The following is a 21,257-nucleotide window of genomic DNA, read 5'->3' on the forward strand; positions in this document are numbered from 1 at the left end:
TCGATTAAGTGTAATGGTGATTCAGCGATCCGGCAGGTGTTCAGCTATACCAGCTGAGACCCTGTGGCACCCGCGAAAAACCGGCGTGGCGTAAAGCGTTAAGCAGGGGAGACTGGGTTACCGGTTTGCCATCTGCCCGCTCCAGCGTAAACATGGATGAATTTTCCCGTTTCAGCGCCGCACCCAGCGCCGCCACCGCCGTCTGTTGCCGTGCGGGATCGTCGGTAAAGGTCAGTAACTCTTTACCGCCGGGGGTCAGGTAGAGCAGCAGTGCGCCACCGGCAATCACCACGCGTCCGCCCGGACGACGGGTGGGGCGTGTACCGCTGCCATGAACCGGCCAGCTCAGCATCGCGCCAAACGGATTAGCCGGATCGGGTGCCGCCAGTGCGACGGCTTCAGCCTCAGCGAGCGGGTTCTCTGCCAGCTTACGCAGTCGTTCAATCGTCTGCTGATCGGCAAACTGTGCACCGCCCGCACCGTCGACAAAACGTCCGCGTAACAGCCGGCCGGCATCTTCCATACTGCGCAACACCGGCTGCAGAGCCGGAAACCCTCCCGGGACCTGTTCAGCGACCGCGCTGCCGCGGGTGATCACGCCATAGCGGTCAAGCAGGTTCTCCGCCAGCGACAGGGCCAGTCGGGCAGGCGCAACCGGCTGACGCGGGAGCCGCGACCAGCGTCCGGCCAGAGTGTTGACCGCCGGTCTGCGGGCCGTCAGCGCGCCAGGTGTAAAGCGCTGGCCAAAACGCGTGCGCAGGGTACGTGCCGGACGCGCACGGGATGCACCGGGTGTCGTGAGCAGGCCCCGCACCGCAATCCAGCTGTCTGCGGTGACATAACCCTGCCACACCAGTTGCCACAGCGCTTCACAGAGGCTGTCAGACGGCAACTCTGCCTCCCCCTGCTGCGCCATGATCTCATGAACAAACCAGGCGCCACCCCGGCTGAGTGCGTCAATAATCTGCTGCTGCAGCAGCGTGACAGGCTGGGTGGTGTCAATGACCGGCAGCGTCTCCGCGGCACATTCCGTCAGGTGCAGCGAGATCAGCCCATCGTTGTGGCCCAACGCCTTATGACCACACCAGATCACCTCGCCACGGCTGAGCAGTTCATCAAGCATGGCGGGTTGATAGTCGGCCACTCTGGCGCGCAGGATCTGTGACTCCCAGAGCGAGGCGGGTAACGGCACGCCGGCGAGCTGCTCAATGACCCGCAACACGCCCTCGGCACCCTGCTGCTCCTGACGCCGTTCATTCAGCACGCCGTGGCGCTCCAGCAACAGAGTGACCCAGACAGCGGGCGGAACAGGGCGCGTGGCTTCACGTGCTGATTGCAGTGAACGCAGTCGCAGTCGCGAGAAGATATCGGCGGCGACCCACGCTGGTTCCGATTCGCCTGCTGCCGATCCCATATTCAGCAGGCTGCCCTGCTGAAGCAGGGTCAGCAGTACCTCATTCACCACGGCGACACCCAGACCATAGCGGGCTGCCAGTGACCGGGCGGTGAACAGCGTATGGGTGCGTGCATACTGGCCGATCAGATCATGCAGCGGGGCAGCGGGTGGTAACAGAAATGTTGCTGGCAGGTCATCAGGTAACGCTACCGCCAGCGCATCGCGCAGCCGGGCAGCATCTTCAATGACGGCCCAGCGATCTTCACCCGCGATAATAACCGGAATAATACGCCGCGCAGCCGCAAACTGCGTTAACGCCCCGGTGACCTGCTGTGCATCCCCGCTGAAGCGTGCCCGTACCTCCTTTACGGAGAGCGGACCGAGATCGCGCAGCAGATCGATGATGCCTTCGGCGTGCTGTGCCTGATAGCGGGGATCACGGCGCTGTAACGCCTGTTCAACCCCGACGATGACAGCGGGTTCCAGCAGGTCACGCTTGCGGGTCTGGCCAAGCAGTTCACCTAGCAGGTTGCTGTCGAGTGACAGCAGAGAGGCACGACGTTCCGCCTGAGGGGCATCGCTGGCATAGATAAATTCAGCGACATAACCGAACAGCAGCGGAGCGGCGAAAGGGGAGGGCTGTCCGGTGGTGACTTCGCTGAACTGCACCTCGCCCTGCGCTATCTGCTCCATTAAATGGTGCAGGGCTGGCAGGTCATAAACATCCTGCAGACATTCGCGTGCGGTCTCGATCAGGATCGGAAAGTCATCATGCGCGCTGGCAACCGCCAGCAACTGACCGGCGCGCAGCCGCTGCTGCCAGAGCGGGGAACGCTTGCCCGGATTGCGCCTGGGCAGCAGCAGCGCGCGCGAGGCACACTCACGAAAGCGGGCGGCGAACAGCGCAGAGTGACCCACACTCTCGGTAACGATCTGCGTGAGCCTGTCACTCCCGAAGACAAAAAGTTCCGCGCCCGGAGGCTCTTCCTCGCTGGCGGGGAAGCGGGCGACGATGCCATCATCGCTGGCCGCCACAGAGGCATCCAGGCCCATCCGGTGCTCAATACGTGCGGCAATGGCCAGTGCCCAGGGAGCATTGACCCGCTTTCCCCACGGCGAATGGAGAATGACCCGCCAGTCACCCAGTTCATCACGGCAGCGTTCGATCAGCAGCGTGCGGTCGTCCGGGATGACGCCGGTTGCGGTGCGTTGATCCGCCAGCAGGGCCAGCAGATTGGTCACTGCATGGGGATTCAGGCCCAGCGACAGCAGCTGTTTCTCCGCCTCAGCCGGGGAGACGTTATTCAGCTGGCGCAGAAACAGCCCGAGGCTGGCTCCGGCATCGGCCGACCGGCCAACCCCTTCTCCCCGCCAGAAGGGCAAACGAGCCTGACGGCCCGGAGCAGGCACCACGACCACCTGGTCGTGCGTGATCTGCTGAATCCGCCAGGAGGAGGCGCCCAGAGTGATGATGTCATTGATGCGCGACTCATACACCATCTCTTCATCCAGCTCCCCGACGCGACGCGAGCCAGCCTGCTCTTCGCCTTCCGGCAGCATCACGCTGAACATGCCGCGATCGGGAATGGTGCCGCCACTGGTCACGGCCAGATGCTGAGCGCCGGGACGCGCGCTCAGCAGACCGCTCTCACGATCCCAGATCAGCTGTGGCCGTAGCTGCGCGAAACCCTCCGAGGGATATTTCCCGGCCAGCATATCCAGCGTGGCGTCAAACAGGCGGCGCGACAGCCCGCGAAACGGGTCGGCCCGGCAGACGAGGCTGTACCATGCCTCGGCCTGAAGGGAGTCCATGGCAACGGCTGCCAGCGTCTGCTGCGCCAGAATATCCAGCGGATTAAGGGGCGGGCTAAGCGCATCGAGCTGACCGGCACGCATCGACTGTAAGGTGACAGCGGCATCCAGCAGATCGTGTCGCGTCCGGGGAAACAGGATGCCGGTTGACATGCCGCCAACCTGATGTCCGGCTCGCCCCACGCGCTGCAGAGCGCTGGCGACCGAGAGCGGAGCGCCTACCTGAATCACCAGATCCACCGGCCCCATATCGATGCCAAGTTCAAGGCTGGAGGTGGCGACCACGCAGCGCAGGCTGCCCTGCTTGAGTGCCGATTCGATCCCGGCGCGCTGCTCTTTGGAAACGGAACCGTGATGCGAGCGGGCGATAGGGGCAGCACGGCTGTCGCTGCTTGCGGTATCCGGATCTTCCGCCGCCTGCCTTTCAAAAAAACGCGCATTGAGACGGGCAGTGAGTTTTTCAGCCAGCCCTCGCGAATTAACAAACACCAGCGTGGCGCGATGGGCCATCACCTGCTGCAGAATGCGTGCTTCGATATGCGGCCAAATCGATCCGCTGGCTGACGGCGTTTCGCCGCTCAGGTCGCTGTCACTGGCGATGTCCGTCATATCCGGCACCGGCACTTCGATAGTCAGGTGCAGGGTGCGATCGGAGGAGGGGTTAACCACCTGGACGGGCTGGCTGCCTCCCAGGAATGCAGCGATACGCTCAACCGGCCGCACCGTGGCGGAGAGCCCCACGCGCTGAGCGGGCCGCGGCAGCAGTGCATCCAGCCGCTCCAGACTCAGGGCGAGCTGAGAGCCGCGCTTCGAACCCGCTACAGCATGCACTTCATCAACAATAACCGTGGTGACACCCTGCAGCGTCGTACGCGCTTTTGAGGTGAGCATCAGAAACAGCGATTCCGGGGTGGTGATCAGAATATCGGGTGGGCGGCGCAGCAGCCGGGCGCGCTCTGCAGTCGACGTATCGCCGGAACGCATTCCGACAGTCAGGGTGATCGCGGGCTCATCCAGCGCCTGCCGCTCAGCACAGACGCCGGCAAGCGGAAGCGTCAGGTTGCGCTGCACATCCGCCGCCAGCGCTTTGACCGGCGAAATGTAGAGCACGCGGGTCGTGGTTTCACGTGAGGGTGCGGGCTGTTCAGCCCGGATCTGAAACAGCGCATCAATGGCGGTCAGAAAGGCGGCCAGCGTTTTTCCTGAGCCGGTAGGGGCAATCACCAGCGCATGCGCTCCGCTGGCGATGGCCTGCCATGCCGCCTGCTGTACCGGGGTCGGGGCTTTAAAGGCGGCAGAAAACCAGCGCCGGGTAGCAGGGGAAAAGCGGTTCAGGACCGGAACGGATTGGGATTTCGGCATCATTCTCACGGCATCGCACAGCAACTGCACCAGACATTAATGCGTTGAGTGTAAGTGAAAATCGCCGATTGTGGATGACGCGGCTGCTAACCGGCCGCGTCATCCCGGGATCAGGAACCGGCTGCGCCCGCCAGCGCACGGCCTCTTACTGCCAGCAGCGACACCATCGCCAGCACCAGGATGGTCATCCCGTAGCACCAGGCCGTCCGGGTCAGTCCAAGATGCGGCGCGACAATACCGGCGGCAATCGCGGGCAGGGCAAACGCGAGATAACTTTTGATCAGAAAGGCAGAGAAGAGGCCCGCGCGTTCATGACTTTCCGCTAACTGCATGATGATTTTCAGCACGTTAGCGAAAATAGATCCAAACCCCTGGCCCGCAAGGGCGGTGCCGATATAAAGCCAGGCCACACTATGCAGCGAAAGGCCGGTCAGCGTCACGCTCACGCCGGTCATCAGCATCAGCGTCCCGATGACCAGTGCGCGGGCGGGCGGCAGCGGACGAAAGAGAAAGACCGCTGCCGTTGCGCTCAGCATCAGCGTCGCAACAACCGAGCCGCCGATGAAGGGCGAGGTGAGCCCGGTGGCGTTTGCCACCATCGTGGGCATCAGAGAGAGGTAGAAACCGCCGAGCATCCAGGTGGCGATATTCACCGGTGCCACTTTTAACAACGGGCCGAGCGCACGGCGCGGTATGCTGACCTGAGGGCGCAGAGCGGCCAGCACGCCAGGCTGAGGCGAAATGGTTTCAGGGATAAGCGGCAGCAGTGTCATGGCAAACAGCATCAGTAACAACAGGAGTGCATACAGCGTTACGGTAGGATAGGGGGCCAGACTCACCAGAATGCCGCCCGCGAGGGTGCCCAGCGTCATCCCCAGAAACGCGGTAAACGAGTTGAGCAGCGGCCCGCGTGTTTTACTGGCATCCAGCAGGCTGGCACCGAATGTCGGTAACGCAATTCCCGTGGCAAACCCCTGCACCAGGCGGGCTGCAATCAGGGTTGCCGCCGACCCGGCGGTCATAAAGATCACCAGGGCAATGGCGTTGAGCGCCAGCGCCAGCAACATCAGCGGACGTCGCCCGGTATAGTCGGACACTTTCCCTACCGTCAGCAGCGCCGCCAGCAGCGCGAAAGCATAGGCACCAAAAATCAGCGTCAGCATCGTCGGCGTCAGGTGAAAAAGTGTCCGGTAAAGGGGATAGAGCGGTGTGGGCGCACTGCTGGTGGCGGAGATCAGCGCGGCGCTGGTAAAGCTGAAGATCGTGGTGCGGGTTGCGGCCTGAGGCGTCAGAGCATGGGTCATGATAAGTCCCTTAATGCAAAATATTAGCTTTAAAAGAGGTATACGCCTGCTCAGGGCTTAATGCAATATTTTTGCTTTAACGAATCCTGCTGTCTGAATGACGTGTCTCTCCGGCGCGTTGATCATCTGACGCTGAGACGGCCAGAGGCGGGTGAAATGTCATTAAATCAGACTGAGTAAGAATCTAAGAATATGGGGTTTAAGGAGGCCTGAACATGAAAATAGCGGAGATCGATCATATCCATTTGTACGTTGAAGATATTGCACAGGCCGAACAGCATCCCGTTCAGCATCAGTGACCATGAGGTGTCGATGTCGGTCTATTTCAACGACCCCAGCGAAAATAAGATTGAAGTCACCTCTTACGACTACAGTCAGGCAAAGAGCATTCTGGCGCGCTTCGCCTGACGCTATCCCTTCCTGCTCTCAGCAATGAGCCTGCTGATCCCTGAAACGCGATCGGCAGGCACGAAGGATCAATAGAGCGAGTTCTTCAGGCGCTCTGGCAGCGCTTTGTCATAAGCGTCACCATCAATTTCCGCAATCTGCCGGAGAATGGAGCCGGTGCTGGGCAGGCTCTGCCGCGGGATCTGCGTTGTCACATCCCAGAGTCCGGCGCGGAGAATCGCCCGGCTGCACTGAAAGAAAACAGTGTCGACGGCGATACGCAGCACCGTCTTTGGCAGCTGGTTGTTGACGGCAAAACGTTCCAGCAGCGCCGGATCGGTGCTGATTGCGGCTGTGCCGTTTACCCGCAGCGTCTCGCCAATACCGGGGACCAGAAACAGCAGCGCCACCCGATTGTCATACAGAATGTTGCGCAGACTGTCGATGCGGTTGTTGCCGCGCCGGTCTGGCAGCAGAAGTGTTCTGTCATCCTCAATGTCGATAAAGCCGGCCGGATCGCCGCGCGGTGACACATCCAGCCCGTCAGGTCCCGATGTGGCCAGGGCAACAAACGGCGAAGCGTCGATAAACGGACGATAGGCGGGGTGGATATGATCCGTCACCTTAGCGATCGACGGCCGGGCTACCGTGCCGTAAAGACGTTCTAGTTCAGTAAGTTCAGTGATGACGCTGCTCTGTTCCGTCATGTTGCTCCATCCTCCTCATCAGTCAGAATGTCCATGATGCCGTGGCGACACGCCAACGTCCGGGCGCGTCAGATGAAACAGAAATTTAACACTAATAACCGCAGCGTCAGAACAGCTATGTTGTCATTTGTGATACCGGCCCGTCTGTAAAGCGCTGAAGGCATTCCGCTGCTCTCTCCTGAGAGGAGGCTGACCTGCGCGGTGTTGGTTACCAAAGACATTGCTGATATAAAAGTAAGCCGCGGCGTATTCCGTCCCCACAAGGAGCAGAAAATGTATTGGGAATCAGAGCGGTTGCTCTACAGATTTACCCGCCAGGAAGATATTGACGACCTCTTCAGAATCTACAGCGACCCTGAAACACACAGATTTAATCCGCGCGGCCCGTGGCCCGACAGATCGTATGCTCTGCAGTCCATGGAGCGCATCCTGCAGGGGTACCGGGAACAGGGGTTTGGCGACTGGACGATATTTGAAAAAGCGAACCCGGAAAAAATTATCGGCTTTGGCGGCGTCTTCAGAAGCCAGTTCGATGGCCGTCAGACCAATAATCTCGGCTATCGTTTTGAGCCAGCCGCCTGGGGAAAAGGTTATGCCACCGAACTCTCCCGCCGGGCCATACGCTATGGCTTTGAAGAAGCTGAACTGAGCGTCATTACGGGTGTGGTGCGCGAAAATCATCTCGCTTCGCGGCGGGTGCTGGAGAAAGCCGGATTAACCTTCCTGAAAAAGGTCAACGATCTGGAGGGCTTCTCGCCGAGCCTGATGTTTACCCTGACCCGCAGCGACTGGCTCAGAGCAGGCAACGCGCCTTCCTCTCCCGGTAGCACGCTTTAACGCCTGTAAAATTTCAGATGCGGTACACTGCGATAATCCGTTAATGCAATTTCGTTGCTTTAATTTTACATCTGAAGCTGATGAGCCAGGAGGAAAAGATGGCGAGGGAGATGGTCCGACAGGGCGGGCGCAGTGCGCGTATTCAGGCGGAAGTGCACAACACCGTGAACCGGCTGCTTGAGACACTTGACCGCTCCGCGATTACGGTGCCGATGATAGCCGAACAGGCAGGCGTGACGCCCTCCACGATTTACCGGCGCTGGGGCGATCTGACGCAGCTGCTGGCCGACGTGGCGGTGGCGCGGATGCGGCCCATTGCTGAACCGGAAGATACCGGGTCGATGACCGGCGATCTTACCCTGTTTATCCAGCAGTATGCGGAAGAGATGTCGTCAAAAGTCGGCCGCGACATGCTGGCCGACGTGATGAACAGTCATGCGGAGGAGGCCAGCCAGAAATGTTGCGGGTTTACCTATCAGCATCTTGAAACCCTGCACAACCGTGCTGTCGCGCGTGGCGAAGCGGGCTTTGACATCGATCGCGTCATGGATGTGGTGGTGGCACCCGTCATGTACCATATTCTGTTCGGCGATCGTGACGTCTCTGCGGAGTACTGTGCTTCCCTGATTACGCGGGCATTCTGAAGGCGGGTCAGCGCTGAACAAACGGCAGAGCAGCTTCAGCGATCAGCTGCTGCAGCAGCGTGCGCGCCGGATCTTCGCCCCGATCTGCGCGGGCGAGCGCGATGCCCAGCGTGCCAAGCGGGGGCAGCCGCTGTGATTCCGTTACCAGCCTGTCGGGCATACCGGCGCGGGTGCGGAGCGTCACGCCGAGACCGGCCTGCAACGCTGCCCAGATCCCGCTAAGACTGTGACTGGTAAACACCACCCGCCACGGAATAGCGGCTGCGTCCAGCGCGTCGATGGCACGCGAACGCATCACACACGGCGCATCAAACACCACCAGCGGCAAAGGCTCGCCGCGCTGTAACATGCCCGCCAGGTCAATGTCCGGATGGTAAATCCAGGCTAACGGACACTGACCGATCAGCGGCGTGCCAGCCTGCGGTTCCGCCTGCCAGAGCAGGGCAAGATCCAGTTCATGACGCGCCAGCGCCGTAAGCAGTGGCAGATTTCTGTCGACGCGGGCGGTCAGCATCACCTCCGGGTGCTGCCGGTTAAACGCGCCCAGAATCGCAGGCATCAGCGCCTCGCCAAAATCCTCCTGCATACCGATGCGTATTTCACCCTGCAATGCTTCGCCTCGCACGGCCCGCAAGGTTTCATCATTCAGTGACAGCAGCCGTCTGGCGTAGCTCATCATCTGCTCACCGCTGCGGGTCAGCTGCAGGTGTCGCCCTTTTTTCATCACCAGTGCTGTTCCGCATTGCTGCTCCAGTTTTTTAAGCTGTGCGCTGATGGCGGACGTCGAACGGCACAGGTGCTGCGCCGCGGAGGCAAAACTGCCTGCGTCAATGCCCGCCACGAAACTGCGCAGCGCATCCATATCTAGACACTCGGGCACTTTATTCATGACTGTCCTGTTAACGTGGATGGTAGGTGCGGATTAATTTGATTTTCAGGATGATATCCTCAGGCGACACTCTCGCTGACAACACAGGAGAGCGCAATGAAAAATTCACTGGATCGGGAAACCCTGGCGCAGCGCGCGCCCAAACTGGCTGAACTGACGCAGCAGGTGCTGTTTGGGGATATCTGGCAGCGCGGCGTGCTGTCTCCGCGAGAGCGCAGCCTGCTGACGCTGGCCACACTGACGGCGCTGGGACGTGTGCAGCAGTTGCCCTGGCACATCGATTTCGCCCGGCAAAACGGGCTGTCGCAGGAGGAACTGATTGAGAGCTTCACGCATCTGGCCTTTTATGCCGGCTGGCCCGCCGCGGTTACCGCCCTGAGCTATCTGGAGGAGAGTGTCTGATGCCATTTACCCGGATTACCTTAGGTGAGGGTTACAGCGACACCGCGCTGAAGCAACTCTCTATCCTCCTTCAGCAGGCGCTGGTTGCAGAATTTGATGTGCCTGAACGTGACTGCTTTCAGGTGACAGAAAGGCTGCCGGCCAGTCAGCGGGTCTTTGACCGGCACTACCTGAGCGGCGGGCGGAGTGACAGGTTTGTGCTGTTTCAGGTGTTGGCGGGCAGGCCACGCACCCGGCATCAGAAGCAGGGCTTTTATCGCGCGCTCTGCACGGCGCTTCAGGCGGAGATGGCCATCGACCCTGACGATGTGATGATCATTCTTCAGTTCAACAGCACCGAGGAGTGGAGCTTTAGCGGTGGCCGGATGCTGGCAGAGGAGGAGGCGCAATGATTGCGATGCACTACCGGTTTACCCTGCCAGCGGATTATGACATGGCGATCATCAAAGAGCGCATCAGACAGAATGGCGCCCGGCTGGAGGGATTTCCGGGGCTGGTGGCAAAGGCGTTTCTTTACAGCTGTCAGAGTGAAGACACGCTGCATGAAAATCGCTATGCACCGCTCTATTTCTGGCAGGAGGCCAGTGCGATGCAGCGCTTCCTGCAAAGTCCCGGTTTTGCCACCCTGGTCAGTGACTTTGGCTGGCCGATCATCGAAAGCTGGCTGGCGTTAGAGGGGCACTCTGTGGTCAGGCATCTGACTGACGCCCGGTTTATGACGCTGAAGCGCTGGACGATCGCTCCCCACTCCGACCTGGCGGCACTGCCGGTCAGGGGAGACTTCAATGCCTGGGACATCAGCCGCTGGCAGGGCGTGGAGATCTCGGCCAGCGTTCAGCCTCCAGCAGACGGGCAGGAGAGTTATCGCATTGGCTATCTCGCACGCGGGGCTGCCGCGGCAGAGATGTTGCTTTAGCGAGAGAGAGTGGGGCAGTCTCTACAGCGCGAAAATGGCCTCAATCTCAACCCGCAGGTCAGGCGAGAAAAGGCCGCTGACCTGTACCAGCGAGCTGGCGGGGAGATGCTCACCATAGTGGCGATAGAGCACTTCCCGCAAGGCGGTGATCTCTGCGAAAGAGGTGATAAACAGGGTGACCTTGATTAGCGCGGCAAGCGACGTCTGCTCAGCGGCGGCTATCACCTTAAGCTGAGCGAATATGGCGTCCGCCTGTTCATCAATCGTTCCATTCTGAGCCGCTGTGCCGAATGCCGTCAGTCCTGACACGTAAAGTGTGGACGCATGCTTCACAGCATGCACATAGGGCGCTTTCACTTCGCCCAGCTGCGGATAATTTTTTCGTTCTGGCTGTGTCATCATCGATCCCTCGTTATCTGAATGATCTGATAATAACGCCCGCTATGGCTTAGCGCTTTAATAATTCCTGACAGGCCGCGCTGTCTTCTGCGGCGCGCTGTTTTGCATCAGGCGTCAGCTGTTGCCAGCGACCGATCACGCTGCTGCCCAGCGAGGGTTTATAACTGTTTTTCTGCAGCGCATAGTCAGAATTACTGCCCTCGATCACCTTTTGCATCTGCGGCGCCAGCTGCTGTTCATCTTGATGACTGATGGCGCAGAACACGGCGATGTAATAGGCCGTCTCTTCATCACTCTCATGCGGCATCAGCCACCAGGCCGCGGCGGCCAGAATCAGCAGGAGGGGAAGAATGAATTTTATTTTTGTCATGTCAGTCACGCGTTAGGTGAAAATCAGTCTGCCGGATAGGGCAGGACGCAGGGCGCGTATCCTGCCACAGAGTCTGCGCACGGGTCACGCCGTTCGGCAAAATTTATGCCTGCCTGCTGATTATGATTGCTGAACCCCGCCGATCTGGCATGCTGAGAATTCATCCCTGAATCTGGAGAGCATCGTGAAAGTCATCGGTCTGTTAGGCGGTATGTCGTGGGAATCTACGGCGCTCTATTACCGCATACTCAATCAGCAGGTTAAAGAACGGCTGGGCGGCCTGCACTCGGCGGAGCTGGTGCTCTACAGCGTCGATTTTCAGCGCATTGAGCAGCTGCAGGCGGCGGGAGAATGGCAGCAGGCGGGTGAGATACTGGCCAACGCGGCGCGCAATCTGGAACGGGCCGGTGCGCAATTCATCGTACTCTGTACCAACACCATGCATAAAGTGGCCGCGCAAATCGGTGCGGCAACAACGATACCGCTGCTCCATATCGCCGACGCCACGGGACGCCGTATCCGGCAGGCGGGATTACGTAAGGTCGGTTTACTGGCGACACGATTCACCATGGAGCAGGCGTTCTATCGCGGGCGGCTTCAGGAACAATTCGATCTGACGGTGATCACGCCGGATGAAGAGGATCGTCACTTTGTACATGAGGTCATTTACCACGAGCTCTGTCTGGGCGAGATTAATCCCGCTTCGCGTCGCCGTTACAGAGAGATCATGGCGCGGCTGGTCGGACAGGGGGCGGAGGCCATTATTCTGGGCTGTACTGAAATCACCCTGCTGGTGGATGCCACCGATGCCAGCGTCCCGCTGTTCGATACTACGCTCATCCACGCCGAAGAGGCGGTCATTCAGGCACTGGCCTGACGTCAGCGAGGCAAACAGATGAAAATTGAAAATCTGCCCTTTGGTCTGACGCAGTGGGATCAGATTGAAGAGACGATCCATCCCGGCGAGCAGGGGCATGCGACCTGGCGAACCGTGAGGTTCAACGATATCCGGGTGCGGAGGGTGGACTATTCACCGGGCTATGTCGCCGATCACTGGTGCACCAAAGGCCATATCCTGCTCTGCCTGTCGGGTGAGCTGCACACCGAACTGGCCGATGGTCGCCGTTTCGTTCTGACGCCGGGTATCAGTTATCAGGTGGCAGATGACGCTGAACCGCACCGTTCCTTTACGTCAGCTGGCGCGCAGCTGTTTATCGTAGACTGAGAATGCGCTCCGGTGTTTCATCGCGTCGTTGACACTTTTAAAAGTAAACTGAATCTGCTTTATAAAAATCAGCAAAATTAATGGCTTATTTCATCAGAGTTATCTGGTTCTGACAGGAATTATTCGTATCAGGCTGTATGCTTTAGGTTTTATGGATTTATTGCAATCACCTGATGTGGGGTAGCCTGTGCTGATAAAAAAGAAGAAAGTGCGTTCGCATACCGAAGATCGACTGCTGGCGCTGGTGCTTGCCACCACCGCCGGTATCCTTAATGCCATGGCGCTGGGGGCGTTTGGGTTTTTCCCCTCGCACATGAGCGGCAACACCTCGCAGATCTCTGCCGAAGTTACCACCAGCGATCTCCACACCATGTTGTTCTTGATGGCACTGATTATTGCCTTCGTTTTTGGCTGTACCGTTGCGCGGCTGGCAGTGGTGGTGGGGCATAAATACCGGTTACGCACTATTTTCTGTCTGATCATTCTGGCGGAGGGGCTGGCACTGACGGCGGCCTCGATCTTCGAGCTGATGTACTATCGGCCCAGTTATAACGGAGAGATCCTGATCGTGCTGGGCTTCCTGATGGGGATTCACAACGCCACCTCGACGCAGCTCTCAAACGGACGTGTCAGATCAACCCACATCACCGGGACGCTGACCGATGCGGGTATTGCGCTGGGTTCATGGATTTTTGCTCACACTTCGCACGCTGTACATCTTGAGACAGACGACCGTCGCTTTTTCCAGAAGGTGCTGCATACCCATCTGACCACGGTCTTCTCCTTCTTAAGCGGCTGTATCGCCGGACTGCTGCTCTTCAAGGCCTATGGATTTAATGCCATGGTTGGCCTGGGGGTTTTCCTGATGCTGGTAGCGCTGACGGCGATCGCCGTCACCGTACAGCGTACCCGCAGGGTGCTCTACTGACAGAAAAAAGCGCCGGCCCGGTGTCCTCTGTGCATCGGGCCGGTTGCTTACTGCCGGGTTCGGGTTGGCCGCACCACAATTTCGTTTACATCCACCTCTTCCGGCTGCTCAATCGCATAACGCACGGCGCGACCAATGGCGTCCGGCTGCAGCGCGATGGCGCGATACTGCTGCATCGCCTCCGCCGCTACCGGATCGGTGATTGTTGATGCCAGCTCACTTTCGACCACGCCGGGGTGAACGCAGGTGACGCGCAGCTCGCTGTTCTCCTGCCGCAACCCATCGGAAATCGCCCGCACTGCAAACTTCGTGGCACAGTAGACTGCCGCGGTAGGCGACACCGCCAGCGCGCCGATGGATGCGATGTTAATGATGTGACCACACTGGCGGGCCAGCATGGACGGCAGTACCGCCGCAATGCCATACAGCACGCCTTTGATATTGACGTCGATCATCTGATCCCACTCTTCCACCCGCAGCGACGCCATCGGTGACAGCGGCATAATGCCGGCGTTGTTGATCATCACATCCACCCGGCCCCATTTCTCCAGCGCATAGTCAACGAACTGCGTGACGTCATCGCGGCGTGTCACATCCAGCGCTTTGATTGCCACCTCAGAACCATTAAAGCGCAGCTCTTCCGCCAGGGCAGCCAGACGACTTTCACGACGTGCACCCAGCAGCAGAATGGCATCGCTCTTCGCCAGTTCGCGTGCAATGCCTGCACCGATACCGCTTGATGCACCGGTAATTAAAATCACTTTCTGCGTCATCTTTTTTCTCCACTCAGGTTGTGAGTGGCAATCTTACGACGGGTCGATTATAAAGATAATCCACCAACCGCTTTACAGACTGGTAACTGAAACTAACTAATGAACAGTGATAAAAATGCGCTCGAAATTTTTGTTATCGTGGCACAGACGCGCAATTTCCGGCTGGCGGCAGAACAGCTGGGCGTGACGCGTCCGGCCATCAGTCAGAGTCTGCGGCGGCTGGAGGACCGGCTCAATATCACGCTGATGCAGCGCACAACGCGATCGGTTCAGCTGACGGAAGCAGGACAGCGACTCTATGCCGAGGTGGCACCGGCCATCAGCGCGCTGAACCGCGCCGTTAACGACATTGCCGAACTGTCGGCAGAGCCACGAGGACAGCTGAGGCTGGCGATCTCCTCCATCGCGGAACGCATGCTGGGGGGCGAGCTACTGGCGAGCTTCATCACCGCCTATCCACACGTTGAGCTGGACATCACCGTGACCGATGAAGAGTTTGATATTGTCGGGCAGGGTTATGATGCGGGGGTGCGACTGGGGGAGGTGATTGCTCAGGATATGATTGCGGTGCCGGTCTCGGTTGCTCAGCGTCAGGTCGCCGTGGCGTCACCGCACTATCTGGCGCGTGCAGGGACGCCGCAACATCCGCAGGAACTGGTGCATCATCGCTGCATCGGCTGGCGCAAGGAACCGGGCCTGGCCCCATACCGCTGGGAGTTTGCTGAGCAGGGGCGCGAGTTTGATGTTGCCGTCAATCCGCAACTGACGACCAATGATATGGGCGTGATGATCCGCACCGCCTGCGCTGGCGGCGGCATCAGTTTTGGGATGGAGGAAACTTTCCGGCCCTACATCGATCGGGGCGAGCTGGTGACGTTACTCGACGAATGGCTGCCCACGTTTGCCGGTTTCTATCTCTACTTTCCGAGCCGCAAAAATCTGGCTCCCAAGCTGCGGGCGCTGATTGACCACGTCAGGCTGTCACCCCAGCCGGCCCCGGTTCAGCGCTGATTTTTTATCCGGGAGGAGGCTTTTCAGGCCGTCATGTTGTAACGGGTGATGATGTTGATTCTGGAGTAGGGCGCGGGTGGCTCAGATGCCGGCAGGAATCCATGAAACGCCAGCAGGGTTCTGAAGGCGTGCAGCGCATCGAGCTGTAAATTATGCTCGATCAGGGCATCGATTTTACCCTGATGCAGTAGCGCACAGTTCTCGCGATCAAGATCGTGCCCGATGAAGGCGTTCAGCGTGCGCTTCTCTCCGGCAAAAGCGCGCAGTATGCCGGGATTCCCGCCGCCCACGGTATAGACCGCATCTGCATCCGGATGCTGCTGCAAAAAGCGCGTCACCGACTGATGCATCCGGTCATCAATCCCATATCCGCCAGCGACCACGCTCACCTGATGCTGAGGAGCAAACTGCGCTATTGCACGCTGAAAACCGTCGATTCGCTCCCTTTCGCCGATGAAGTCATGGCTGCCGGTCACTGCCAGGATGTGCGAACGGGTCACCCGCAGCCATTTTGACATCAGAAAGGCCGCCACCTTTCCGGCATCAAAATTATCCATACCGATGTAGCGCAGGCGCGCGCTGCCGGGCAGATCGCTCATCATGGTGACCACCGGCACACGCTGTTTCAGCAGGGCTTCAAGGGTAGGGTAGAGCGCTTCAGCGCAGGCGGCTTTAAGAATGACCCCGTGACTGTGAAGCGCATTCTTATTCAGCAGCGCGTTAATCCCCTCTGTTGTGAGATTTGCCCCGAGGTGAAAACGCAGCTGAAGTTTAAACGCGGCAAAGCTGGCGATCTGGCTGCTGAGAGCCTCACGGATCAAAGGCTGGAACCGGTCAGGGGTATGCATGATGACGTCAAAATAGATCGTCCGTCCTCTGGCGAGTCCCGCTTTGTGCATCAGTTCCAGGTCGGCTATTGCCTGCTGAATGCGGTGTTCTGTGCGGGCATGCACGTTGCCGCGCTGATGCAGCGCGCGATCGATGGTTGCCAGACTCAGTCCCGACTGGGCAGCGATCTGTTTCAGGGTGAATTTTGCCATGTGCCCGCCCGTTAGCCGGAGAATAAAGTCTGTTTTATCATACTGCATGATATTACCCGAATGGGTTATGTTGAAGTATGAGAGGTGGTGCAGGCTGGCAGGGAAATGAATAAGCCGGAAACGTGTAAATAAGCTGTTCAGCCAGGGCTTTATCGCCTGAATATAAGCAAAGCGCTAACCCTTGTGCCGCCTTTGCTATTCAAAACGCCGTTGTTATCTTAGCCGGAAATAATGGCCGGGAGGTTTCTGATGTTGGCTAAATAATAGACACTCTGCCGCTTCGCTTATATTTCCGCTGTAACGGCTTTTTTGTTTTTTAGTTCTCGCTAATGATAGACTGTACATTCATACACCGTTGGGAGGTCGTGTGAAGTACGACAACGATAGCGAGATCCGTGCACTGGTTGGCGCGGTAGTCAGTGATTTAATCAAGGCGGGAGAGCCGGTTAATTTTCACGACATCACGGACGCGCTGTTTCGCCTGAGCGAAGAGACGCGTGACAGCCGGCTGAAAGCACTGTGTCTGGAAGCAATAAGCTTCTTTACCCGCAAAATGCATTAAGGCTGATGGCACCAGTCAGGGGTGCCATCTCCAGCCTCATTTCTATTCTGACCCCGCCACCTTTACCTGGCCTGAAAATATCCGGCAAAGTATTCAGCGATTAATCTGAAAGGGCAGTCTGACCATTCTCACCTGTTATTAGATATCTGATTATCACGCTGCGGTAACTTTTGCCGCAGAGAGGCTCTATTTCAGGCTACCTGTTCTCTGCATCATTATATTTGCAGCGCTCATAATCATTCATTCTGCCTTACCGGCTTCACAGGATAGGTGAAAGCGATACGATAATTAATATCAATTGTATTTTCATAAAGTCATCCGCTCTGACATGCCGTCAAAGGGAGTAATAATGAAAAGCCAGGAATAATCAATAATCAGCGATGGGGGAGAATGAGATACCCTGCGCTACCGATGCAGCGCAGGGCCGCCTGTCAGATGCCCGCATCGTCAGGTGTGCGGCCTACCACAATTTCCAGTGTCTTACGCAACACATCACCCCTGACTACGTCAGAAGTGCATTCCAGCTCTGCAATCAGATAGAGGATGATGGCTTTATTTGTTACGCGTCCCTGGTCAGCCACAATGTCGCGAATGATTGCGCCCAGCAGTTCAGTTTCCTGAGCAAGCAGATCGCCTTCACTACGGAAATACTCAATGATGGATGAATCTGTTGAAGAGTGTTGCATGGTTATTCTTTCTCTAAAGAAAAGGAGTCAGACGCAATGGTTGAAGTCAAAAACGAGTGTAGACGCTGTTTTCGTTTTGCCCAGCCGGCCTAAAATTTTTTTAATGTGGCTGCCGCTTCGCTTAAAGTCAGCCGCGCACATCAAATACGCAACATTTTTCAATCAGTGTTTTTTGGAGCCGTCAGGCGGCCCGTCACTGTTCATACGATGTGCAGTATTTTCACGTTCGGTAACGTCACTCTTCACACGTTTGCGTGCTGCAACCATACCGTTACGGACTTCAATGATAGCTTTGCGAATAATCGAAACCTTCGCAGCATCATCATTGGCAGCAGCGGCCATCACTTCAAGCTGTGCGATCAGGGCATTGCTGGATACCGGTTTGTCTGACTTGAGTAATGTCAGAACGGCTTCGCCGATCATGACATCTGTCAGTTTCTCGTCTTCACTTCTGTACATACTGGCTTCTCTGATTACGAATCAATGGCCATGCTGCGGGCCCGTATCCGTCAGGAGGTGCGATTGCGGGCACCTGATACGGGGAGGCAGTGCTGGGCTTCTTAACTAAACTGAATCTTCCTGAACGAGGGCTGAAAGCAGACGTCCTGAGTTACTCTGCGGGCCGTGGTAGGGCATTAATCTTCGCGGCGAAAAAGCATCGCGATCAATTCATGCAAATGATTCTCTTGTTCTGGTGTGGCGGCGAACTCGAGGCGACGCAGAAGCTTGCTACAGATCGCTTTGCGACTGAGACTTTGACCTGCGCGCAGAATTTCAACGACAACCGATCCCAGTGTCTCCTGTTGGGAAGGTGAGCTGGCCTGATTGAAGTAACGGGCAATATCGCTGATCGTTTCCGGGCTTTGACCGTTCTGACGCATGTTGATGTCCTCGAGTGATTAAAAATGCCACGCTCTGGATATGCAAATTATACACCTTTCCAAAACTTGTACAGGATTTTGAATTTTTAGCGTTATTTTTTTTGTGCAAAAAATGCTATCGCTTTTAAAACAGCATGTTACGAGGATGTCAGGCGAGGTAAAAATTGTACCAGAATTTTGTATCGATATCACCCCCGGACGCTCCGACCTGTACAAGCAGGCCGGCAGGGAGATAAGTACTATGCTCAGTGTTTAATGACGATGTCATCCGCCGGGGCGGGAATGGCTGACTCTTTACCGAACGATCGGGAAAGCCAGTTTGCCGGGGCATTGCCGCGCGAACCGATGGTTTTAAAGCCCATCAGCCACTGACGCGCACATTTCAGTTTTTCAAGGCGAATCTCATTAACTTCCGAGTTAGCCATGACCTGTAGCTCATTTATCAGCAGTTCAACGTTGACTTCCTGACCGGCAGTAAACAGGTTCATTGCAGCTTCGCCAATGATGACATTTGCTTTTTCATCGCTGGAAAAATACACAATATCCTCCTGGGTGATTGCGGTAAGTAACTTTAACTGTAGCAAAAAAAATTAAGAAACTTAATCAATTCAGCCTATCGATAAGATAATATTAATTGTCCATTTCCTGAACGGATAAAGCGTTCTGACGCTCGTGTCATGACGGGCGATATCCGGCTGAATCGCCTATTCCGAATCAACTTATTTTTGCCGATTCGCTTATCCCGCTCTCCATTTAAAGCGAAACGGCATAAACAGCCTGTTTTCTGCCCGCGTCATTCTCACTGACTGACCCCGGGGTGCAGAAATAAAGCATTGTGTTTCATTATCTTAATCATGATATTTACATAACTTCACATCTGGCACCCGCCGCTGAAGAAACTTCACACAGGTGAGCTTTCGCACAGGTATAGCCTGTGCTATAAAAAATAGCTCAGGCTATTTGTGTTCTGTTTTTCACCACCTCCGGAGAGTGCCGTATGGCCCCATTCAAAAAAATCACCGCGATATTACTGAGTGCGCTGCTGACCACACTGATGGCCACCAGCAGTAATGCTGCAGAAAAATTTAAGGTCGTGACGACGTTCACTGTCATCGCGGATATGGCGAAGAACGTGGCGGGTGAGGCTGCGGAGGTGACCTCAATCACTAAACCGGGGGCTGAGATACATGAGTATCAGCCCACCCCGGGCGATATAAAACGCGCGCAGGGCGCACAGCTCATCATGGCGAACGGCCTCAATCTGGAGCGCTGGTTTGAGCGGTTTTATCAGCACCTGGAGGGGGTGCCGGAGGTGATTGTTTCTGCCGGCATCACGCCAATCGGGATCGGCGAGGGGCCTTATAACGGTAAACCGAATCCACACGCCTGGATGTCACCGGACAATGCGCTGATTTACGTCGATAACATTCGCGATGCGCTGGTGAAATATGATCCGGCGAACGCGGAAACCTATCGCCAGAATGCCGACGCCTACAAGCAGAAAATCAGTGCTGCGATCGCGCCTCTGCGCCAGCAGATAGCCGGGATCCCGGAGAACAAACGCTGGATGGTGACCAGCGAAGGGGCCTTTTCTTACCTGGCTCGCGATCTGGGGATGAAAGAGCTCTACCTGTGGCCGGTCAATTCTGACCAGCAGGGGACGCCGCAGCAGGTCAGAAAAGTGATCGACCAGGTCAGGAAGCAGGGCATCCCCGCAGTGTTCAGTGAGAGTACCGTCTCCGACAAGCCTGCCCGTCAGGTCGCCAGAGAAACCGGCGCACATTATGGTGGGGTGCTTTACGTTGACTCCCTGAGTCAGGCTCAGGGGCCGGTGCCAACCTATCTGGATCTGCTCAGCGTGACGACGGAGACGCTGGTGAAGGGCCTTAAAGCCGGGGAGTCCGCGCAATGAAAGAGACTATCGTGGTGTCCGATGTTACCGTCACCTGGCGCAACGGCCATACCGCGCTGCGGAATGCCAGCTTCAGCGTGCCGGGTGGATCGATTGCGGCGCTGGTGGGTGTGAATGGCTCGGGGAAATCCACCCTGTTTAAAGCGCTGATGGGATTTGTCCGGCTCGCCAGCGGCAGCATCTCGATTCTGGGCATGCCTACCCGCCAGGCGCTGCGTCAGAGTCTGGTGGCCTATGTGCCGCAGTCGGAAGAGGTGGACTGGTCTTTTCCGGTGCTGGTAGAGGATGTGGTGATGATGGGGCGTTACGGTCATATGGGTCTGCTGCGTCGCCCCAAAGCGCACGACCGGCAGAGTGTGACGGAGGCGCTGGCGCGGGTGGATATGCTCGAATACCGGCATCGCCAGATTGGTGAACTTTCCGGTGGCCAGAAGAAGCGGGTCTTTCTGGCGCGCGCTATTGCCCAGCAGGGCAGTGTGATCCTTCTGGACGAGCCTTTTACCGGCGTGGATGTTCAGACCGAGGCCAGAATCATCAGCCTGCTGGGCGAACTGCGCGATGAAGGTAAGACCATGCTGGTTTCCACGCATAATCTGGGGTCGGTGACCGCATTCTGCGACTACACCGTGATGGTAAAAGGCACCATTCTGGCCAGCGGCCCGACGGAGACGACGTTCACGGCGGCTAACCTCGAACGCGCATTCAGCGGCGTGCTGCGTCACGTTATGGTGAAAGGGCTGGATGATCAGATCATCACCGACGATGAGCGTCCCTTTATTGCGCCGCGCGGTGCACACCAGGAGGTGCGCTGACC

24 protein-coding genes are annotated in these 21,257 nt (G+C 57.4%); 12 read left to right on the forward strand and 12 right to left on the reverse strand.

The window, feature by feature from the left end; all coding sequences use genetic code 11:
* Positions 1-40: 40 nt before the first annotated feature.
* From OJ965_RS00195 to OJ965_RS00205, 3 genes are all read right to left on the reverse strand, one after another.
* Positions 41-4,570, reverse strand: a complete 4,530-nt coding sequence (locus OJ965_RS00195; protein WP_265135603.1) for an ATP-dependent helicase — start codon at positions 4,568-4,570, stop codon at positions 41-43.
* Positions 4,571-4,680: 110 nt separating this feature from the next.
* Positions 4,681-5,874, reverse strand: a complete 1,194-nt coding sequence (locus OJ965_RS00200; protein ID WP_140029288.1) for an MFS transporter — start codon at positions 5,872-5,874, stop codon at positions 4,681-4,683.
* A 476-nt stretch (positions 5,875-6,350) separates the two neighbouring features.
* A complete protein-coding gene (locus OJ965_RS00205) occupies positions 6,351-6,968 on the reverse strand; it encodes a pyridoxamine 5'-phosphate oxidase family protein (RefSeq protein ID WP_009092754.1) in 618 nt (205 codons plus the stop codon).
* Between the two features lie 273 nt (positions 6,969-7,241).
* On the opposite strand from OJ965_RS00205, the gene OJ965_RS00210 reads away from it, so the two are divergent.
* Both OJ965_RS00210 and OJ965_RS00215 read left to right on the forward strand, forming a co-directional pair.
* A complete protein-coding gene (locus tag OJ965_RS00210; RefSeq protein ID WP_046102828.1) occupies positions 7,242-7,805 on the forward strand; it encodes a GNAT family N-acetyltransferase in 564 nt (187 codons plus the stop codon).
* Between the two features lie 98 nt (positions 7,806-7,903).
* Entirely contained in the window at positions 7,904-8,449 is a 546-nt protein-coding gene (locus OJ965_RS00215) for a TetR/AcrR family transcriptional regulator (RefSeq protein WP_009092756.1), read from the forward strand.
* 7 nt (positions 8,450-8,456) lie between these two features.
* Here the strand turns inward: OJ965_RS00215 and OJ965_RS00220 are convergent, their stop codons facing one another.
* Positions 8,457-9,338 (reverse strand): LysR substrate-binding domain-containing protein, encoded by an 882-nt coding sequence (locus OJ965_RS00220; RefSeq protein ID WP_265135409.1) that lies wholly within the window; start codon positions 9,336-9,338, stop codon positions 8,457-8,459.
* Positions 9,339-9,434: 96 nt separating this feature from the next.
* On the opposite strand from OJ965_RS00220, the gene OJ965_RS00225 reads away from it, so the two are divergent.
* Genes OJ965_RS00225 through OJ965_RS00235 form a run of 3 tightly spaced genes read left to right on the forward strand, consistent with a single transcriptional unit; the run spans position 9,435 to position 10,656 of the window.
* Positions 9,435-9,740 (forward strand): carboxymuconolactone decarboxylase family protein, encoded by a 306-nt coding sequence (locus tag OJ965_RS00225; protein ID WP_265135410.1) that lies wholly within the window; start codon positions 9,435-9,437, stop codon positions 9,738-9,740.
* On the forward strand, positions 9,740-10,132 hold the full coding sequence (locus tag OJ965_RS00230) for a tautomerase family protein (RefSeq protein WP_265135411.1): 393 nt from the start codon (positions 9,740-9,742) through the stop codon (positions 10,130-10,132). Before OJ965_RS00225 ends, OJ965_RS00230 begins: the two co-directional genes overlap by 1 nt.
* The gene (locus tag OJ965_RS00235; RefSeq protein ID WP_265135412.1) at positions 10,129-10,656 is read left to right on the forward strand and encodes a DUF4865 family protein; all 528 of its coding nucleotides are present in this window, start codon (positions 10,129-10,131) and stop codon (positions 10,654-10,656) included. The genes OJ965_RS00230 and OJ965_RS00235 overlap by 4 nt, the downstream gene beginning before the upstream one ends.
* Positions 10,657-10,677: 21 nt before the next feature.
* On the opposite strand, the gene OJ965_RS00240 is transcribed toward OJ965_RS00235, so the two are convergent.
* Positions 10,678-11,055: a RidA family protein gene (locus OJ965_RS00240; protein WP_046102823.1), complete on the reverse strand. Its 378-nt coding sequence runs from the start codon at positions 11,053-11,055 to the stop codon at positions 10,678-10,680.
* A 49-nt stretch (positions 11,056-11,104) separates the two neighbouring features.
* On the reverse strand, positions 11,105-11,425 hold the full coding sequence (locus OJ965_RS00245) for a hypothetical protein (protein ID WP_265135413.1): 321 nt from the start codon (positions 11,423-11,425) through the stop codon (positions 11,105-11,107).
* Between the two features lie 184 nt (positions 11,426-11,609).
* Between OJ965_RS00245 and OJ965_RS00250 the strand changes: the two genes are divergently transcribed.
* The 3 genes from OJ965_RS00250 (at position 11,610) to OJ965_RS00260 (ending at position 13,578) form a co-directional block, all read left to right on the forward strand.
* Positions 11,610-12,302, forward strand: a complete 693-nt coding sequence (locus tag OJ965_RS00250) for an aspartate/glutamate racemase family protein (RefSeq protein ID WP_265135414.1) — start codon at positions 11,610-11,612, stop codon at positions 12,300-12,302.
* An 18-nt stretch (positions 12,303-12,320) separates the two neighbouring features.
* Positions 12,321-12,650, forward strand: a complete 330-nt coding sequence (locus OJ965_RS00255) for a DHCW motif cupin fold protein (RefSeq protein ID WP_265135415.1) — start codon at positions 12,321-12,323, stop codon at positions 12,648-12,650.
* A gap of 187 nt (positions 12,651-12,837) precedes the next feature.
* On the forward strand, positions 12,838-13,578 hold the full coding sequence (locus tag OJ965_RS00260) for a YoaK family protein (protein ID WP_009092765.1): 741 nt from the start codon (positions 12,838-12,840) through the stop codon (positions 13,576-13,578).
* Positions 13,579-13,625: 47 nt separating this feature from the next.
* Here the strand turns inward: OJ965_RS00260 and OJ965_RS00265 are convergent, their stop codons facing one another.
* On the reverse strand, positions 13,626-14,351 hold the full coding sequence (locus OJ965_RS00265) for an SDR family oxidoreductase (protein ID WP_046102819.1): 726 nt from the start codon (positions 14,349-14,351) through the stop codon (positions 13,626-13,628).
* A 99-nt stretch (positions 14,352-14,450) separates the two neighbouring features.
* Here OJ965_RS00265 and OJ965_RS00270 point away from each other — a divergent pair, with 99 nt between their 5' ends.
* Entirely contained in the window at positions 14,451-15,362 is a 912-nt protein-coding gene (locus OJ965_RS00270; RefSeq protein WP_154928909.1) for a LysR family transcriptional regulator, read from the forward strand.
* 23 nt (positions 15,363-15,385) lie between these two features.
* Here OJ965_RS00270 and OJ965_RS00275 read toward each other — a convergent pair whose 3' ends face one another.
* A complete protein-coding gene (locus OJ965_RS00275) occupies positions 15,386-16,402 on the reverse strand; it encodes a substrate-binding domain-containing protein (protein WP_140029295.1) in 1,017 nt (338 codons plus the stop codon).
* Positions 16,403-16,769: 367 nt separating this feature from the next.
* On the opposite strand from OJ965_RS00275, the gene OJ965_RS00280 reads away from it, so the two are divergent.
* Positions 16,770-16,964, forward strand: coding sequence for a hypothetical protein (locus OJ965_RS00280; RefSeq protein ID WP_009092769.1), 195 nt, complete (start codon positions 16,770-16,772; stop codon positions 16,962-16,964).
* A 431-nt stretch (positions 16,965-17,395) separates the two neighbouring features.
* Here the strand turns inward: OJ965_RS00280 and OJ965_RS00285 are convergent, their stop codons facing one another.
* The 4 genes from OJ965_RS00285 to OJ965_RS00300 form a co-directional block, all read right to left on the reverse strand.
* Positions 17,396-17,650: a biofilm/acid-resistance regulator YmgB/AriR gene (locus OJ965_RS00285; protein ID WP_009092770.1), complete on the reverse strand. Its 255-nt coding sequence runs from the start codon at positions 17,648-17,650 to the stop codon at positions 17,396-17,398.
* A gap of 162 nt (positions 17,651-17,812) precedes the next feature.
* Positions 17,813-18,109: a hypothetical protein gene (locus OJ965_RS00290; RefSeq protein WP_046102816.1), complete on the reverse strand. Its 297-nt coding sequence runs from the start codon at positions 18,107-18,109 to the stop codon at positions 17,813-17,815.
* A gap of 176 nt (positions 18,110-18,285) precedes the next feature.
* A complete protein-coding gene (ycgZ, locus tag OJ965_RS00295) occupies positions 18,286-18,531 on the reverse strand; it encodes a regulatory protein YcgZ (protein WP_009092772.1) in 246 nt (81 codons plus the stop codon).
* A 245-nt stretch (positions 18,532-18,776) separates the two neighbouring features.
* Entirely contained in the window at positions 18,777-19,070 is a 294-nt protein-coding gene (locus OJ965_RS00300) for a hypothetical protein (RefSeq protein ID WP_009092773.1), read from the reverse strand.
* 458 nt (positions 19,071-19,528) lie between these two features.
* On the opposite strand from OJ965_RS00300, the gene OJ965_RS00305 reads away from it, so the two are divergent.
* Together OJ965_RS00305 and OJ965_RS00310 are read left to right on the forward strand one after the other, a co-directional pair.
* Positions 19,529-20,443: a metal ABC transporter substrate-binding protein gene (locus tag OJ965_RS00305; protein ID WP_265135416.1), complete on the forward strand. Its 915-nt coding sequence runs from the start codon at positions 19,529-19,531 to the stop codon at positions 20,441-20,443.
* The gene (locus OJ965_RS00310; RefSeq protein ID WP_265135417.1) at positions 20,440-21,255 is read left to right on the forward strand and encodes a manganese/iron ABC transporter ATP-binding protein; all 816 of its coding nucleotides are present in this window, start codon (positions 20,440-20,442) and stop codon (positions 21,253-21,255) included. Before OJ965_RS00305 ends, OJ965_RS00310 begins: the two co-directional genes overlap by 4 nt.
* The last annotated feature ends 2 nt before the right edge of the window (positions 21,256-21,257 follow it).

Origin of the sequence: Pantoea anthophila (assembly GCF_026104315.1) — a bacterium.
GTDB lineage: Bacteria > Pseudomonadota > Gammaproteobacteria > Enterobacterales > Enterobacteriaceae > Pantoea > Pantoea anthophila.